Origin of the sequence: Paractinoplanes deccanensis (genome assembly GCF_016862115.1) — a bacterium.
Taxonomy (GTDB): domain Bacteria; phylum Actinomycetota; class Actinomycetes; order Mycobacteriales; family Micromonosporaceae; genus Actinoplanes; species Actinoplanes deccanensis.
This window is the reverse complement of record NZ_BOMI01000022.1, coordinates 29,544-45,846: the sequence shown is the minus strand read 5'-3', so window position 1 is coordinate 45,846 and position 16,303 is coordinate 29,544. Positions and strand designations below refer to the sequence as shown.

Sequence of the window (16,303 nt, the reverse complement as noted above, 5' to 3'; positions counted from 1 at the left end):
TGTCAGCGGTCTGTAGGGGCTTCGCGCCACGCTCGTGACCATGAACAACTCAGTCACGATCATCGGCGCGGGGCTCGGCGGTCTCACCCTCGCTCGCGTCCTGCACGTCCACGGCATCCCGTCGGCCGTCTACGAGGCGGAGGCGTCCCCGGCGGCGCGCACCCAGGGCGGGATGCTCGACATCCACGACTACAACGGCCGGCCGGCCCTGGCCGCCGCCGGCCTCACCGCCGAGTTCCGCGCCGCGGTCCTCGAGGGCCGGGAAGCCTACCGCGGGCTGGCCCCCGACGGGACGGTCCTGTTCGACAAGCCGGACGACGGCACCGCCGGGCGGCCCGAGGTGCTGCGCGGCGACCTGCGCCGGATCCTGCTCGACTCGCTGCCGGCCGGGACGGTCCGGTGGGGACACCGGGTCACGGGCGTGCGCGCGGACGGCGACGGGCGACACGAGGTGACCTTCGCGGACGGCGCCACGGTCCGCACCGGCCTGCTGGTGGGTGCCGACGGGGCCTGGTCGCGGGTGCGGCCGCTGCTCACCGAGGCCGTTCCCGCGTACGCCGGCACGTCGTTCGTCGAGACCTTCCTGTACGACGCCGACACCCGGCACCCCGCGACGGCCCGAGCGGTCGGCGCCGGGTCGATGGTGGCCGGCGACTTCGCGGGCAAGCAGATCAACGCGCATCGCGAGGCCGGCGGCACCCTGCACGCCTACATCGAGCTGACCGAGCCGCTGGAGTGGTTCGCCGGCATCGACTTCGGGGACCCGGCCGCCGCCACCCGGCGGATCGCGCGGGAGTTCGAGGGCTGGGCCCCCGAGCTCACCGCGCTTCTCACCGGCAGCGACACCGCGCCGGTCCACCGCCCACACTACGCACTGCCGGCCGGGCTGCGCTGGGACCGCACGCCGGGTGTGACCCTGCTGGGCGACGCCGCGCACCTGGCGCCGCCGGACGGCGAGGGCGCCAACCTGGCCCTGCAGGACGCCGCCGAGCTGGGCGCCGCGCTCGCCGGGCACCCCGGCGACATCGAGGGCGCGCTCACCTCGTACGAGCAAGCGCTCTTCCCCCGCAGCGAGGAGCACGCCCGGCAGGCGGCTTACCAGCCCACGGCCGAGGACATGATGGCGTTCTTCGGCGTCGAGCGGCTCGGGTCATGAGACCCGGAAGGTGGCGTCCTCGCGGTCGACCGCGGTGCTGATCGGGTCGATGCGCAGCAGGTAGTTGGCGTGGCGCAGGTGGCGGTCCGGGAAGTTGTACGAGCGGAACGAGGACCACGACCCGTTGGCGAGGCCGGCGACCCGGGTGAAGGTGGCGTCGGCGCGGAAGGTGGCGGTGCCGTCGCTGGCGTCGAGGCGGATCGCGTAGTTGCTGTGGCGCAGGTAGCGGCCGGGGTAGTTGACCGACTCGAAGGACACGCCGGCGGCGTCGGCCAGCCCGGGGACCATGCGCCACAGCTGATCCTGGTACGGGTCGAAGGGGTACGCGTCGAGGCGGCCCACGTTGTCGGCGTGCCGCACGTACCGGTCGGGGAAGTTGTACGACTTCAGGCGCACCCAGGCGGGCAGGCCCCAGCGGGCGACGAGGCCGTCGTACTCGGCGCCGGTGATGCCCACGATGGAGCCGTGCTTGGCGTTCAGCGGCGGGGTGTAGTCGCGCTGGTTCAGCACGGTCCACGCGTTGGCGCTGATGGTCGACGTCGACCAGGCGTAGAAGTCGTTGTTGACCGGGCTGAACGAGTCGCCCCACAGCCGCCAGCCGCTGCCGCTGTTGTCGCGGATCAGCAGCGGCGCCTCCATGGCGTTGCCCTGGCGCAGGCCGCTGGTGTAGTTCGTGTAGCTGTTCGGGGCGCCGGTGGACGAGCGCGCGCCGTAGGTGAGACCGTCGGCGAGGTTCTTGTAGTACATGTAGAACGTCGAGCCGTCCGCGACGATGTCGGCGTCGAGGACCCCGTACCCGGGACTGAAGTAGACCTGGTTGGCGGTGACCGTCCGGAAATCGGTCGTGTAGTTCACCATGAAGACGTCGGCGCCGTTGCTGGCCGAGTAGACGATCGCGTACTGGCCGCGGGAGGCCACCCAGAAGGCGGTCGGCGCCCAGGTGTGCGTGGCCAGGCCGTGCATGCGGATCCGGCGGTAGCCGGTGAAGCTGCGCAGGTCGGTGGAGTCCCACACGTGCAGGTACTGGTTGTTCTGGCTGAAGTCGGTGCCGTTGAGGTCGGTCGCCAGCACGACGAAGGTGCCGTCCTGCTTGCGCAGGATGAACGGGTCGCGCAGGCCGAGCGTGCCGGCGGTCGGGGTCACCACCGGGTTGTTCTGGTTGAGCGGCCGCCAGTTGAGCCCGTCGGTGCTGACGGCGAGGTGCAGCCCGTAGTTCGAGCCGACGCGGTTGGGCGTCTCGGTGAAATACGCGAAGACGTAGGCGGTGTTGGCCGCCAGCGCGGCCGACGGCGAACCGAGCACGGCGGCGCCGGTGGTGGCCGCGGTCAGCGCCCCCATCGCGGCGAGGCGGGTGAACTCTCTGCGGGTCAGGGACACGGGGATTCCTCTCGGGGGAAGGGGAGGTGAACGTTCACTCCAGGATCTGAATATCGACTCTCGAAATAGACTGTTAACGATCACATAGATCCAGTCAAGACAGCGACACTGGTCGATCAAGCTCGCGAGCGGGTATCCCGCCTCGCATGTCCGCAACCTCTACGCCGCGCAGGGTGATCGTCGCCAGTCTGATCGGGACGTCGCTGGAGTGGTACGACTTCTTTCTCTACGGCTCGGCGGCGGCGCTGGTCTTCGGCAAGCTGTTCTTTCCGCAGTTCGAGGCGCTGACCGGCACCCTGCTCGCCTTCGCCACATACGCCGTCGGGTTTGTCGCGCGGCCGCTCGGGGGCGTGATCTTCGGCCACTTCGGTGACCGGGTGGGGCGCCGCAACGTCCTGGTCGTCACCCTGCTGCTCATGGGCGCGGCCACCTTCGCCATCGGGCTCGTGCCGTCGTACGCCGCCATCGGGGTGGCAGCGCCGATCTTGCTGGTCACCCTGCGCTTCCTCCAGGGGCTGGGGCTGGGTGGCGAATGGGGCGGCGCCGTCATCATGTCGGTGGAGCACGGCGGGGCGGACCGGCGCGGGCTCAACGCGAGCTGGCCGCAGGTGGGTGTGCCGGCCGGCAACCTGCTCGCGGCGGGAGTGCTGTGGGTGCTCAACGCCGTCCTGCCGGAGTCCGCGTTCCTCTCCTGGGGCTGGCGGATCGCCTTCCTGCTCTCCGGCGCCCTCGTCGCGGTCGGCCTCTGGATCCGGCTGACGGTCAGCGAGTCGCCGCTGTTCGCGGAGGTGGAGAAGTCCGGCGACACGGCCAAGATCCCGCTGGTGGAGGTGCTGCGCCGGCACCCGCGAGGGCTGCTGGTCGCGATGGCCGCCCGGATCGGCACCGACGTGGCCTTCTACACCTTCACGCTGTACGTGCTGACGTACATCACCGGCACGCTCGGGCTGCCGCGCAGCGCCGGGCTCGCGGCGGTGCTCATCGGCTCGGCGTTCCAGCTCGCCCTGATCCCGGCGTTCGGCGCGCTCTCCGATCGGGTGGGACGGCGCCCGGTGTACGCGGCCGGTGCGGCGGCCGCCGCCGGCTGGGCGTTCGCCTTCTTCCCATTACTGGACACCGGGAACCGCGCCGTGATCGTGCTGGCGGTCGTGGTCGCGCTGGCCACCCACGCCGCGATGTACGGGCCGCAGGCGGCGTTCATCGTCGAGCTGTTCAGCACGCGGCTGCGCTACTCGGGCGCCTCGATGGGCTACCAGATCGCGGGCATCCTCGGCGGCGCGCTGGCGCCCATCGTGTCGATCAAGCTGGTGCAGGTGACCGGGAGCGCGTTCGCCGTGTCCGCCTACGTGCTCGCCGCCCTGCTCGTCACGCTTATCGCGCTCTGGTTCGCGCCGGAGACGTCCCGTGCCGGGCTGCGCGACGAGCAGCCCGGCACGGTGACGGCGTCAGGCTGAGTCGGCGACCACGTGGATGAGGTTGCGGGCCTGCTGCGCGATCGACAGGCGCCACGCGTCGAAGGTCGCGTCGCTCACCCCGTACTCGGTCTCGAAGTGTTGCATGTCGGGGGTGTGGATGTGCCCGGCCGGGACGGTCAGGCCCATCCGGTCACGCAGCAGCGTGTTGCGGTAGGCGCTCTCGTTCGACAGATAGTTGCCGCCGCCACCGCTGTAGGAGCATGACTGCGGGCTGGGCGGTACGCCGTCGCGGGTGATCCGCTCGGGCGCGGCGCAGTCCGGGAACTCGGTGTAGCTCGTGCGCCACAGCACCCCGAAGGCGACCGACTCGTCCGGCCACGTGTCGCCCGGCGGGCGCGGCACGCCCGCACCGGTCCGGGCGTCGATCATCCGCTGGACGGGAAGCGTCGCGGCCGTCCACTGTGGCGGGTTGCGCAGGTCGAACGTGGGCGGGCCGCCCCACCGGTCCACCACCGTGGTGTTGCACTCGGGGTTGTTCACGGCCAGCTGCGGCACGCCGCCGACCAGGGGGCACGGCCGGAACCGGTCGTTGCCCAGCGAGATCCCGTGGTAGCGCGCGTTCCACTGCTCCAGGTTGAACTCGGAACCGCCGGCCTGGCTGACCGTGACGGACGCGTCCAGCCGCCGGGGCCCGGGCAGCATGAACGGCCCGACGGTGTCCTCCAGATAGCCGCGCCGGAACTCGGGGAAGCTGACCGGCAGCGTGTACGCCTCGATGTGCGCGACCTTGCCGTCCGCCGCCCGGTAGCGCGTGCCGTCGATCGACAGGGCCGTCGCCCCCGAGGGGTTGCCATGGCGGATGTTGTTGCCGCCGGGACCCCCGTCCAGCGTGTACGGGTCGAAGCCGCTCACGATGAGCCGCTTCACCCCGTCGCCGGCCGGCAGCGCGATGTCCCGCATGCCCCGCGACGCCCGGTCGAACGCCTCGATGAGCTCCAGCCGCTGCCCCACGAAGAGCGGGAAGGCCGGCACCCACTGCCGGATCGCGGCCGTCGCCTGCACCCGCGTCCAGTAGAGCGGCCGGTCGTCGCTGTAGGGCAGGTCGCCGCGGACCGGCCCGCGCCGCTGCGCCCGGTCGACCGCCATCGTCCACAGCCGGCCGGCGGCGCGCGTCACGACCTTCTCGGCGGCCTTCAGCGTCCGTGCGCCGCACAGCTGCGCGACCAGGGCCGGGGTGAAGCCCGCGAAGCCCGCGCCCTCGATCATCCGCTGCGCGAACGGGGTGCCCGGCGATCCGGCCGGGAGGGTGACGGTGAGGCGGCTCTCCTCGGCGGACAGCGGCGCGCCGGGGTCGAGGCAGCCGGCCGCGCCCGGTTCGCGGGCCCGGGCGGCGCCGGTCATGGCGAGCAGCGCGGCCACGCTGACTGCCGACGACAGGATGCGGAGTCCCAGTCTGCTCATCGCGCCATGTTATAACGATGGCTGTCGATTGATTGCCTCCCGAGGGGAGTGTCATGCGAGTCGCACGAATCAGCCGAGGCGCCGTCGCATCCATCGCCTTCGTCCTGCTCACCCCCGTCGTCGCCGTCGCTCAGGAGCCGGCCGCCCCCGCGAACGGCTCGTCGCGCTCCTGGGTGAGCGCGTGGACCGCGTCGGCGCAGGGCGCCTATCCGGACGGCTTCGCCGTCGCCCAGCCCGGCCCGGACGGGCTGCTGACCGCCGCCTTCCCCGACAATCAGGCCCGCGACCAGACCCTGCGCATGATCGTGCGGCCCAGCGTCGCCGGCTCGAGCTGGCGGGTGCGGCTCACCAACGAGTACGGCACGCGCCCGGTCACCTTCCAGCGGGCGTCCGCGGGCCTGCAGACCACCGGCGCGAACGTGGCACCGGGCAGCAACCGCGCGCTGACCTTCGCGGGCCGCCCGTCGGTCACCGTCCCGGCCGGGCGCACGGTGCTGAGCGACCCGGTGACCGTCAAGGTGACCGACGCCCGGTCGCAGCGCCTCGCGATCAGCACCCACGTGGCCGGCGCCAGCGGGCCGATGACCTGGCACGCGGCCGCGTTCACCACGTCGTACCTGTCGGACCAGAACGCCGGCGACCACACCGCCGACCTCGCCGAGACGGCGTTCCCGCACTCGACCACCTCGTGGTTCTTCCTCTCCGAGGTGGTGGCGCAGCGCCGCGACACGGCGGCCGTGGTGGCCTTCGGCGACTCGATCACCGACGGCTTCTTCGCCACCCTCAACGGCGACGACCGGTGGCCCGACGTGCTGCAACGCCGGCTCGACCAGCGCCCGTCGCCGCGCGGCACCCTCTCGGTGGTCACCGAGGCGATCGGCGGCAACACGGTCACCCGTGTGCCGGGTGGCTGCGCGGCCTGCGGCCCGCCCGCCGTCGACCGGCTCGACCGCGACGTCCTCGACCGCCCCGGCGTCCGCGTCGTCATCATGCTCGAGGGGATCAACGACCTCGGTGGCGCCGGCGCCACCGCCGAGCAGGTCATCGAGGGCTACCGGGACATCGTCCGCCGGGTCCACGCCCGCGGCCTGAAGATCGTCGGCGCGACGCTGACCCCGTCGGCGGGCACCGAGTTCGGCGAGTACGGCACCCCCGAGACCGACGCGAAACGCCGCGCCGTCAACGACTTCATCCGCACCAGCGGCCTCTTCGACGGCGTCGCCGACTTCGCCGCCGTCACCGAGGACCCGGCCAACCCCGGCCACCTGCTCCCCGCCTACGACACCAACAGCACCACCGGCGGCCCGGGCGACCACCTGCACCCCAACCGGGCCGGCTTCCTCGCCATGGCCGGCGCCGTCGACATCGCCCAGCTCCAGCGCCTCGCCCTGACCCCGGCGGCCCTGACGCCGGCCGCCTGACGCACACCGGGCGCGCCGCCCAGGGCGGCGCGCCCGTGCTCTCAGTTGACGGCCGGCTCGGCGGCCACGACGAGGATCGCGCCGCAGTCGCCGGTCTGCGCGGGCATCGTGGCGCCCGGGTTGTCCGGCATGTGGACCGCCCGGCCGACCTTGGCGGCCCGCTCGCGGAGCAGCTTCTCGTCCTCCGGGCCGGTGCCGGACGGCAGGCCGACGACGTTGTCGACGATGCGCACCTGGTCCCAGCCGCCCGGGATGCTGTCCGGGTTCACCACCACCTCGTCGGCCAGGTCCACGAAGAACACGTCGGGCTGGGCGTTGGCGCGGCTGAGGACCTCGCTCATCGGCACGGAGTCCTTCAGCTGGCGCAGCGCGACGAGCACCCGCTTGTACGCGTCGGGCAGCAGCCGGTAGATCGTGACGCAGACGCGCACCACCGGCCGGCGGCGCACCCCCGCCGTGAACATCGCGCCGTGCAGGCCGGGCTGGTGGTACTGGGCGGGGATGTCCGGCAGGTACTGCGCCTGCGCGTTGCTGCTGTCCGCCAGGTCGGCCAGCACCGAGCGGACGGTGGAGAGCCGGCCCAGCGCGATCGCCTCGCCGTCGCTGTCGGCGAAGTCGCCCACCCCGCAGAGCCTGATCTCGTTGCCGCGATCGGCGCCGGACAGCCACCCGGCGCGCAGGTCCGCCGCGGACGACGTCATCGTGACCTGGCCCGCGGTGAACTGAACGGTGGCCACCGGCTCGAAGTCGCCGTCGTCGTCGGCCGCCAGGCCCGGGAGGCCGGCCGCCGTCGCGCTCCGGTCCGACAGCGTCCGGTGGAAGAGGCGATAGGTGCGGGTGACGACCGGCGTCTCCACCACGTCGCCCGCGCAGCGACGATCCCGGCGCCGGGTGAAGAAGACCCAGTCCGTGGTCGCCGTGACCTCCTCCGGGCCGCTCGTGGTGAGCCCGCCCAGCAGCCGCTCGGTGGCGTACTGGGGGAAGCTCGGGTCCCGGCCCGGCACGGCCAGCTCCGCGCCGATCACCGCGATGACCGACTCGGCCAGGGCCCGGCCGGACGAGCCGGGGTCGAGGACGCCGCCCTGCTCCCGCATCTCCAGGGTGGCGTAGGTGCGGGTGGTGGGCACCGCGCCGCGCACGGGCACCAGCATCCGCCCGCTCACGTGCCGGGGGACGCCACCCTCCTGGAGCTCGACCACCACCGCGGCCTCCGGGTCGCCGACGGCGACGCTGAGCGCTCTCGTCTGCCGGTGGAACGTCCAGACCATCGGCAGCAGGACCTCCTCGAGCCGCGGCTTCTCGGAGTCGGCCTGGAGGATCTGGGCCACCCCGGACGTCTCGGTCCGCACGACCTTCCGGTCGGCGAGGACGACCGAGTCGAGCACCCGCAGGCTGCCGCCGATCCGGACGTCGATGAAGACCGCCGCCCGGGTGCTCGCCCGCGAGTAGAGGCTGAACCGTGCCCCGAAGCGGGTGGTCTTGTCGATCGGCAGCGTGTCCACCGGGGCCTCGGTGTAGCCGTCCAGCCACATCATGACGGGGCGGAACTCGCCCTCCGCGAGCGGCCGGTCGGCGGGCGGGCGTCCCGGGGCCGCGCCGCGCATCGCGGCCCGGCGCGCCGCCGCGGCCCGGCCCTCCGACACGAGGCGCCGGGCGAAGGCGGAGGTGCGCCGGATCCGGTCCTGGTCCGCGTTCGGCCGCACGGAGACGCCGGCGAACGGGTCGCCGTCTCCCCTGCCGGAGAACGCTGCGGCCGAGGCGGCGGCGAAGTCCTGCACGGAGACCCGCCGGGGCAGCTCGCCGTAGGCCGCGGCCGTCCACGACCAGCCCGGACCGGACCGGTCGCGGGCGACCACCGACAGGGTCAGCGCCGACTGCTCGTCGTCCTCGCCGCGCTCGTTCTCCAGGATCCGGCCGGTGCCGGTGAACGCCGTGGTGGCGGGCGCCGCCGTGCCGATGACGCCGTCGGGCACGAGCACGTCCACGGCCTCCTTGCGGTCCGGCTCGTCGAGGCCGCGGGTGAGCGAGATCCGGTCCAGGTGCTGCGCCTCCTGCAACATCTCCGGTACGTGGTCCGGCCGCGCCACGCAGAACCGCAGGTCGACGCCGTCGCCGAGCAGCGCGCGGACCTGGTCGCCGACCGGCCGGGTCAGGTCGATCGGCAGGTAGCCGGCCGGCGGCAGCTCGACCAGGCCGCCGTCGAGCAGCAGCGAGCCCGTGCCGGCCGCCGTGGGTGCCGCGTCGAGGGCGGCGACGAGGCGCTTCCGCACGGCAGCCAGCGCGCCCTCGGGGTCGGCCTCGACCCGGCCGAGCGCCTCCGCGGCCGCCCGCAGCGTCTCGCGGTCGGTGCTCGCGCCCGCCCGGCCCAGATCGGCGAGCTGGCATTGGAACTGCAGCACCTGGGCGAGGAACACGTCCCACGGCCGCATCGCCATCCGCCACTGCCAGTAGCGCCGCGGGGTGGCCTCCTGCAGCTCGCGCCGGGCGGTCCACCCGTCGATCAGGGCGGTGACCCCGGCGGCCCGGTCGAGCACGGCGAGCGGCACCTCGTCGCCGCCGATCCCCTCGGCACCGGCGCACCACACCGGCGTGGCCAGCCCGGAGCCGGAGACGCGGGACGGCACGGCGGTGCGCTCGGCGGCGAAGTACGCCGACGCCACGCGGGAGCGCAGGTGCCGCAGGTCGAAGGGGACCGTGCTGCTGGACGGCAACGTCAGCGCCAGCTCACGCACCCGGAAGCGGACGCCCTCGACCACCGTGGACCGGTCGGTCTCGGTGGCGCAGGCGTCCACGCAGAGCTGCCCGAAGCGCTCCTCCTCGCCGCAGAGCGCCTCGACGCCGGCGACCGTGAGCAGATAGAGCGGCCGTCCCGCGACGGTGACGTCCGGGCCGGCGGCCTCCTCGGGCGCGCACCGGCCGAAGTCGGCCACCCCGGCGGCGGGCGGTGTCGCCGGGTCGGCGGCGCCGGACGAGCGGGCGATCAGGTCGGCGATGCTGACCTCGGCCTGCCGGGGCAGGTAGGCGACCCGGCCGGACGGTGCCAGCGCGAGCCCGCCGGTGATCCGCAGCTTGTCCCCGGCGGCCGGGCTCACGTCGTAGCCGTGCACCACGCCGCTGCCGGTGGCCTGGTGCGAGAGGGCGGCCAGCGAGCGCACGTACGCCTGGTCGGTGCGGAAGCCCTCGGCGCGCAGGAACTTGCCGTCGAAGTACCAGAGCCGGGTGAGGATCGTGCCCGGGTCGATCACACTGAGCCCGGCGCCGGTGCCGAGCAGTTCCAGCGGGGTGGTGGTCATCGGTCCGTCCTCACTCGGGTGGGGCGCCGTCGGCGCCGATCAGCAGCGCGGCGTCGGCGCCGGAGGGCACGGCCGCGCGGTCGGCCTCGGCGCCGGACAGCGGCAGGCCGTCGGCGCCGAGGATCGGAGTCGGCCCGGCGCCGGCGGCGACCACCCGGATCGGCCGGGTGCGCGGCGCGGAGCGCAGGGTCAGCGTCACCGCGGTGCCGTCCTCGTCCGCCTCGGCGCCGGTCACGGCGACCCGGTTCCAGCCGTCGGCGCGCAGCACGGTGACGGTGAACGCGCCCGGGGTCACGGTGGCGGCCAGCAGCGGCCGGGTGAAAAGGATCCGCAGCCGGCTGCCGGTGAGCCCGGCGTCGCGGGCGCGGGGCGGCTCGCCGTCCGGCGCGGCGCCCGTGCGGGCCTGCGGCGGCGCGGCCGGCTGGGCGAACAGCAGCTCCTGCAGGGCCGAGGTGCGCACGTGCGCGGGCCGCACCGCGTTGTCCACAGTGGTGTCGGCGGCGACGGTCCAGCGGTCACCGTCGGGCACGAGGTGCGCCTCGATCTGCGCCAGCACCACGCACCCGTCCCCGGCGACGGGGTAGAGCTCGCCCGCGCCGCCCTCCGGCTCCAGGGCGACGGTGTCCAGCGCGGCCAGCCGGCGCAGCGCGCGCAGGATCTCGGCCGGGCGGTCGGCCGCGGCGTCGATGGCCGCGGCGGCGTCCCGCACGTCCTGGTCGGTCATCTCCAGCTGACCGGCGAGTTGCCGCAGCCGGGGGTACGGGGGCGCGGCCACCGCCGGTGCCGGCCCGCCGGCCAGCTCGGGCTGCGCCTGCTCGACCGTGCGGGAGTAGGCGGTGCCCAGGTCGGAGCCCTCGCACGGCTCGCTCACCGAGGGCACCGGCCGGTCGAGGCAGGGCCGGGCGCAGAGCCGCACGTGCGCGGTGAACCGGATGCTGCCGTCCGGCTCCTCGGTGACGTCCAGGCCGGCCGGCCGCCGCTCCGCGTACCACCGGCCGAAGTCGACGCAGAGCCGCTCGCCGACGTGCAGCTCGCGGCCGTTGCCGTCCAGGGCCAGCCCGGGGTGCACCACCACCTCGTTGTTCGCCGGGGTCACCTCGGCGCGCAGGCCCCACACCGCGCCGGGCCCGTGCAGCCAGGCGTTGTGCAGCCAGCCCTTGCCCCGGTGATAGCCCTGCTCGGTGTCGAGGTCGGCGACGCCGAGCAGCATGCCGAAGTGATAGCGGTTGGACACGAACGGGTTCAGCGGCAGGGTCGCCGGCCGGCAGGCCGGGGTGCCGAGAACCAGGTCTGGGGTGGCCACGTCGCGCTCCCTGTTCGTCGTCGTCAGAGCTGGGCCGGGGTGCGGCCGCCCGGCCCGTCGCCCCGTACGTACTGGCCGACGCGGTCGGCGGGTGCGGCGCCGCCGGCGGCCGCGGCGCCGGCCCGGGGCGCGAGCGCGGCGTCCACGGCGAGCTCCCGGCGCTCCTGCTCGGCGCGGGCGTCCAGGGCGTCGGTGAAGGCGTCCCCGGCCGCGTCCACCCGGGCCACCAGGGCGTCGCGGGCGGCCTGGTCGGCCAGCCGGTCGAGGGCCCGGCCGGCGGCCGCGAGGTCGGTGGTGGCGCGCCACAGCGCGTCCGGCACCTCGACCTCCCAGTCGTCGAGGGCCGCGCGGGCCGCGTCGTCGTAGCCGGTGCGGGCCGCCTTCAGCGGGTCCTGGATCGCCGCCGCGTCCCGGTCCTGCACCGCCTTCTTGACCTTGGTGTCCTCCATCGGGTCGGCGTCCGGCTTGGCGAGCAGGGCCGTGGCGATCGCGTCGTCCACCGTGCGCTGGGCGACGGCGAGCGCCGCGACGGCCGTGGCCAGCTTGCCCTCGGCGGTCGCGGCCGCCACCCCGGCCGGGCGCCGCGCCGGGTCCAGCGCCTCCTTCTGGGCGGCGCTGAGGTCGGGCAGCGCGGCGACGCCGGCGAGACCCGACCGGGCGATCTCCAGCTCGGCCGGCGCGGTGGAGGCGTAGCGGCGCAGCGCGGCCAGCGCGGCGACGAAGGCCGCCCGGGCGGTGTCGGCCGCGATCGCGAGCGGGTGGGCGGCCGACCGGGCCGAGACGCGGCTCGCCTCGACCGCCGCGGCCGCGGCCGTCTCCGCGTCGGCCAGCGCCTGCGCCTCGGCGGCCCGGTCCAGGGCCCGCTTGCGCAGGGGCTCCGGGAACAGGGCGGCGAGCCGGTCGTTCGCGGGCTTGCGGTCCACCGCCGCGGCGTCGGCGACCACGGTCTTGAGCGGCGGCTTGCCGAGCGCGGCGCGCAGCGCGTCCGCGTCGGCCTGCCAGCGGGTCGCGGCGGTCACGTCCGCCTCGGCGGCGCCGGCCGCGGCCGAGGCCCGGCCGGCCAGCGCGGTCCACTCGGCGAGCGACCCGGTGGCCGCCGCGGCCCGCTCGGTCGCCTCGCGCAGCCGCACCCGCAGCGCCGCGCCGGCGACGAGCGCGGCCCGCAGCCGCCGCTCGTACGTCTCGGTGTCGGCCGGGTTCGCCACCTCGGCCAGCGCCTGGCGGATCCGGTCCTGCTCGGCCCGGTTCGCCGCGAGCGCGGCGCGGGCGGTCGCCACGTGCTGGGTGGCGCCCAGCTCGGCGGCCCAGTCCTCCGGGGCGACCGAGGCCGGGTCGGGGTGCCGGCGGTTCAGCTCGGCGCGGGCCGCGGCCAATCCGGCGCCGGCGGCGTCACGGCGGGCGCGCACGGCGGTCAGCCGGGCCTTCGCCCGGTCGGCGAGGTTCTTAGCCATGTCGGGTTCCTCCTCGGGCCCGGGGTGCGCCCGGGAACGACCGGCCGGCCTTGCGGTACTCGTCGCGTACCGCGTCGATCAGCGCGTCCTGGTCGATGGGGCGCCCGCCGGCCGCGGCCACGTAGGCGGCCGAGAGCGCGGCGTTGCGGATGAGGCCGCCCGGCGTCTCGTACAGGGCGGCGAGAACGGACGCGTCGACGTCCGCGGCGATCGGGGCACCGGCCGGCAGGTGGCGGCGCCAGAGCAGCTCCCGGGCCGGCCGGTCCGGCTCCTCGAGGTCGAGGATCACGTCGAGCCGGCGGACGAACGCGTCGTCGACGTTGCGCCGCAGGTTGGTGGCGAGCGCGACCAGGCCGTCCGAGCGGTCGATCCGGCCGAGCAGGTAGGCGGTCTCCAGGTTGGCCCACCGGCCCTGCGCGTCGGAGGCGTCGGTGCGGCGGCCGAAGACGGCGTCGGCCTCGTCGAAGAAGAGCACGGCCTGGCAGCGCTCGGCCGCGTCGAAGACCTCGGCGATGTTCTTCTCGGTCTCGCCGAGCCACTTGCTGACCAGCGCGGCCAGGTCGACCACGAGCAGGTCGAGGCCGAGCTCGCCGGCGACCGCCTCCACGGCGAGGGTCTTGCCGGTGCCGGGCGGGCCGGAGAGCAGCAGGCGCACGCCGCCCGGGTGGCGGGCCGCGTCGCCGAAGCCCCACTCGTGCAGCACCCGCGCCTGCCCGCGGACCCGGTCGACGACCGAGCGCAGCGCCCGGTGCCGGCTCTCCGGCAGCACCAGGCGGTCCAGGGTGGCGCGCGGCCGGACCAGCCGGACCGAGGCGGGCAGCCGCAGCTCCGTGCGCCGGCGGACCCGGTCGACGACGGCGCCGACGGTCACCGCGCCCGCGGCCTCGGTGTCGCGGACCGCCCGGACGGCGCCGATCCGGCCCACCCGCAGCAGGCCGGCCAGCTCGGTGGCGGCGCCGTTGAGCCCGGGCAGCAGGTCGCGCCAGAGGGCGATCGCGTCGCCGAGGCCCGGCCGGGGCAACTCGACCGTGACGGCGGGCCGGTCGTCGAGCGGGAACCCGGCGGCGGCGCAGGCCACCACGACCGGCCCGGGATGGCCGGGCAGCGGCGGCGCCGGCGGCGCACCGACCACGATCGGCGTGGCGCCGCGGGCGAGCAGGTGCACGGTCCACATCGGAGCGCGGTCGCCGTCGAGCTCGGCCGCCGGCACCCCGGCCGGGTCCGCGACCCAGGCGGCGGCCAGGGCGGCCAGCTCGTGGTCGTCGCGCCCGTCGCCCGTCACCACCACGACCCGCGGGCCATCGGCGGCCGTCAGCGGCACGGCCGAGCTTGTCACGACCGAGCCCATTACGGCCGAGCCCATCACGGCCGAGCCCATTGCGGCCGAGCCCACTGCGGCCGAGCCTGGCACTGCCGAGCCTGGCACTGCCGAGCCTGGCACTGCCGAGCCTGGCACGTGCGGGCCGCCGGCCGCCACCGGCGGCACGGCCGAGCCCGGCAGGTCGGGCAGGTCCATCGGGTGCAGGGCGGCCGGCCAGCAGTCGACGCCGCGGAGCACGCTCCACAGGCCCGGCGGCAGGCGCAGCCCGCGCTCCGGCAGCGGCACGGTGTCGGGCCCGGTCACCAGCTGGAAACGGCGCAACGGACCGGCCTCGAGGGCCCGGCGCAGGTGGGCGCGGCCGGCGGCGTCGAGCTCCAGCACGGCGGCGGCGACGGCCGGCGTGAACCAGCACTCGGCGCCGGGATGCAGCCGGCGGGCCAGCCGGCACAGCGCCTCGTGCTCCTCGGGCAGCCCGGCGAGCAGCAGCAGATCGAACTCGAACGGCGTCAGCCCCGTCGCCGCGGCGAGCCGGTGCGCGGCCGCCGTGTCGCTCTCCGCGCGCAGCCCTTCGATCAGCTCGTCCACGGGCTCGGCACAGAGGCCCGCGAGCCGCTCGGCCAGGGCGGCGGCGCGGGCGGGCAGGGCCGGAAGCTCAGACATAGCGATACCGCACGACGGAGCCGAGCCACCAGACGAAGCCCGGGTCGAGGTCCAGCCCGGCGGCGCGCACGCGCGTGTCGACGTCGTCGAGGGCGAAGGTGATCTCGGCCCAGCCGGGCTGCGCGTCGATCCGGGCGGTCCGCCGCCAGAGCCACCCGAGGTCGTCGCCCGGCTCCAGCCGCAGCAGGGGGCGCAGCCACTCCTCCACCCGCGTGGCCACGGCCGCGAGCGCCGCGTCCTCGTCCGGCCGCGGCGCGGCGAGCGGTTCGGCCGGGCTTCCGGCCAGCAGGTGCACGGCGGGATCGTCCGCACCCACACCGCCGAGGCGCGCCGCCACCCACGCGACGACCGTGCTCAGCGGCCAGTCGGCAAGCGCCTCGGGAAGCGTCTCGAACGGCCCGGCACCGGCACCTTCCGCCTCCACGCCACTGCCCTCGGCGGCGCGGATCAGGAAGAGGACTCCCCCGGCGGCGGTGACCGGCAGGTCGGTGGTCGCGGCGACGGCAACCGGATCGCCATCCGCCAACGGCGGGACGGCATCAACGGCTGACGCGCCGGCCGATGGCGGCGACGACGCAGGCCCGAGCACGGGCGGCCCGTCCGGCGACGCGATCCCGGACGCGTACTCCGGACTGGACGGCGAGATTACGCCCTCGGGCAGCGGCGTGCCCGGCGGCGTTTCGGCGGGCGACGCCAGCGAGGCCGCGACGGCCGCGATCGCCGGCGCGGACCGCGACAGCGCGGGCGCCGCGCAGAGCAGCACCAGACGGGCCACCGCGCGCCGCTCCCCCGCCGGCCGCCGGGCGATCTGCGCCGCAGGCAGCCGGAGCGCCACCGGATGGCCGAGGACAGCGGGCAGCCGGAGCGCCGCCGGATGGGTGGGAACAGACGCCGGCTTCTCCGGTTGCGAGCCCGTGGCCGGCGGCGGGCCGGCCACCTCCCCGACGGCGTGGGCGATCGTCACCCACCCGGCCGCCGTCAACGGCAGCGGGCCGAGCCGCGCCGCCGCGGTGAGCGCGGCGCACGCCAGGTCCGGCCGCTGGGCCACGGCGGCGGCGAACGCCTCGGGGCCCGGGGGCAGCACGCCCGTCTGCCGCCACGCCCATTCCCGGCGCGTGTCTCCTCGGCCGGCCGCGGCGAGCATGTCGGCGAGCACGTCCAGGGTCCGGCGATAGACGACCACGTCCTCGGCCCCGACATCGGCCACGGCCCGGGCCAGGGCAGCCGCGATCTGGTCCGCCCACGCGCGGGCCGCCGTCAGCGTGTCCCGGTCGAGGCGCACCGGCACGGTCAGCCGCCGCACGCAGACGTGCCCCTCCGGCACCCGCACCGCGTCGAGCGCCCGGTCGAGCTCGACATCCACCATCCGGGGCAGGCTGTCCGCGAAGCGCACGGCGTCGCCGGCGTACCGGGTGTGCAGGCGGCCGATCGTGAGGGTGACCACG

At 75.5% G+C, this 16,303-nt stretch carries 10 protein-coding genes; 3 read left to right on the top strand and 7 right to left on the bottom strand.

What is annotated here, in order from left to right:
- The first annotated feature begins 40 nt into the window (after nucleotides 1-40).
- On the top strand, nucleotides 41-1,156 hold the full coding sequence (locus Ade02nite_RS07595; RefSeq protein ID WP_203760825.1) for an FAD-dependent oxidoreductase: 1,116 nt from the start codon (nucleotides 41-43) through the stop codon (nucleotides 1,154-1,156).
- Here the strand turns inward: Ade02nite_RS07595 and Ade02nite_RS07590 are convergent.
- On the bottom strand, nucleotides 1,151-2,533 hold the full coding sequence (locus Ade02nite_RS07590; RefSeq protein ID WP_203760824.1) for a glycoside hydrolase family 43 protein: 1,383 nt from the start codon (nucleotides 2,531-2,533) through the stop codon (nucleotides 1,151-1,153). The genes Ade02nite_RS07595 and Ade02nite_RS07590 overlap by 6 nt on opposite strands.
- Nucleotides 2,534-2,679: 146 nt before the next feature.
- On the opposite strand from Ade02nite_RS07590, the gene Ade02nite_RS07585 reads away from it, so the two are divergent.
- Nucleotides 2,680-3,987 (top strand): MFS transporter, encoded by a 1,308-nt coding sequence (locus Ade02nite_RS07585; protein WP_203760823.1) that lies wholly within the window; start codon nucleotides 2,680-2,682, stop codon nucleotides 3,985-3,987.
- Here Ade02nite_RS07585 and Ade02nite_RS07580 read toward each other — a convergent pair.
- Complete coding sequence (locus Ade02nite_RS07580; protein WP_203760822.1) at nucleotides 3,979-5,409, bottom strand: PA0049 C-terminal domain-containing protein; 1,431 nt, start codon at nucleotides 5,407-5,409, stop codon at nucleotides 3,979-3,981. The two genes, Ade02nite_RS07585 and Ade02nite_RS07580, sit on opposite strands and share 9 nt — an antisense overlap.
- A gap of 53 nt (nucleotides 5,410-5,462) precedes the next feature.
- Here Ade02nite_RS07580 and Ade02nite_RS07575 point away from each other — a divergent pair, with 53 nt between their 5' ends.
- A complete protein-coding gene (locus Ade02nite_RS07575; protein ID WP_203760821.1) occupies nucleotides 5,463-6,830 on the top strand; it encodes an SGNH/GDSL hydrolase family protein in 1,368 nt (455 codons plus the stop codon).
- A 41-nt stretch (nucleotides 6,831-6,871) separates the two neighbouring features.
- Here Ade02nite_RS07575 and Ade02nite_RS07570 read toward each other — a convergent pair whose 3' ends face one another.
- The 5 genes from Ade02nite_RS07570 to Ade02nite_RS07550 are packed head-to-tail and all read right to left on the bottom strand — an operon-like array spanning nucleotide 6,872 to nucleotide 16,302.
- Nucleotides 6,872-10,123 carry a hypothetical protein gene (locus tag Ade02nite_RS07570; protein ID WP_203760820.1) on the bottom strand — a complete coding sequence of 1,084 codons (3,252 nt, stop codon included), beginning with the start codon at nucleotides 10,121-10,123 and terminating at the stop codon, nucleotides 6,872-6,874.
- Nucleotides 10,124-10,133: 10 nt separating this feature from the next.
- Nucleotides 10,134-11,426, bottom strand: a complete 1,293-nt coding sequence (locus Ade02nite_RS07565; RefSeq protein WP_203760819.1) for a hypothetical protein — start codon at nucleotides 11,424-11,426, stop codon at nucleotides 10,134-10,136.
- 23 nt (nucleotides 11,427-11,449) lie between these two features.
- Entirely contained in the window at nucleotides 11,450-12,877 is a 1,428-nt protein-coding gene (locus tag Ade02nite_RS07560; protein ID WP_203760818.1) for a hypothetical protein, read from the bottom strand.
- Complete coding sequence (locus Ade02nite_RS50220) at nucleotides 12,870-14,858, bottom strand: ATP-binding protein (protein ID WP_203760817.1); 1,989 nt, start codon at nucleotides 14,856-14,858, stop codon at nucleotides 12,870-12,872. Before Ade02nite_RS50220 ends, Ade02nite_RS07560 begins: the two co-directional genes overlap by 8 nt.
- The gene (locus Ade02nite_RS07550) at nucleotides 14,851-16,302 is read right to left on the bottom strand and encodes a hypothetical protein (protein ID WP_203760816.1); all 1,452 of its coding nucleotides are present in this window, start codon (nucleotides 16,300-16,302) and stop codon (nucleotides 14,851-14,853) included. The genes Ade02nite_RS50220 and Ade02nite_RS07550 overlap by 8 nt, the downstream gene beginning before the upstream one ends.
- Nucleotide 16,303 lies beyond the last annotated feature (1 nt).

Bases quoted from the DNA above. Each gene is read 5' to 3' on its own strand.
- Ade02nite_RS50220 (WP_203760817.1), bottom strand. From the start codon at position 14,858: ATGTCTGAGCTTCCGGCCCTGCCCGCCCGCGCCGCCGCCCTGGCCGAG.
- Ade02nite_RS07585 (WP_203760823.1), top strand. From the start codon at position 2,680: ATGTCCGCAACCTCTACGCCGCGCAGGGTGATCGTCGCCAGTCTGATC.
- Ade02nite_RS07570 (WP_203760820.1), bottom strand. From the start codon at position 10,123: ATGACCACCACCCCGCTGGAACTGCTCGGCACCGGCGCCGGGCTCAGT.
- Ade02nite_RS07595 (WP_203760825.1), top strand. From the start codon at position 41: ATGAACAACTCAGTCACGATCATCGGCGCGGGGCTCGGCGGTCTCACC.
- Ade02nite_RS07560 (WP_203760818.1), bottom strand. From the start codon at position 12,877: ATGGCTAAGAACCTCGCCGACCGGGCGAAGGCCCGGCTGACCGCCGTG.
- Ade02nite_RS07575 (WP_203760821.1), top strand. From the start codon at position 5,463: ATGCGAGTCGCACGAATCAGCCGAGGCGCCGTCGCATCCATCGCCTTC.
- Ade02nite_RS07580 (WP_203760822.1), bottom strand. From the start codon at position 5,409: ATGAGCAGACTGGGACTCCGCATCCTGTCGTCGGCAGTCAGCGTGGCC.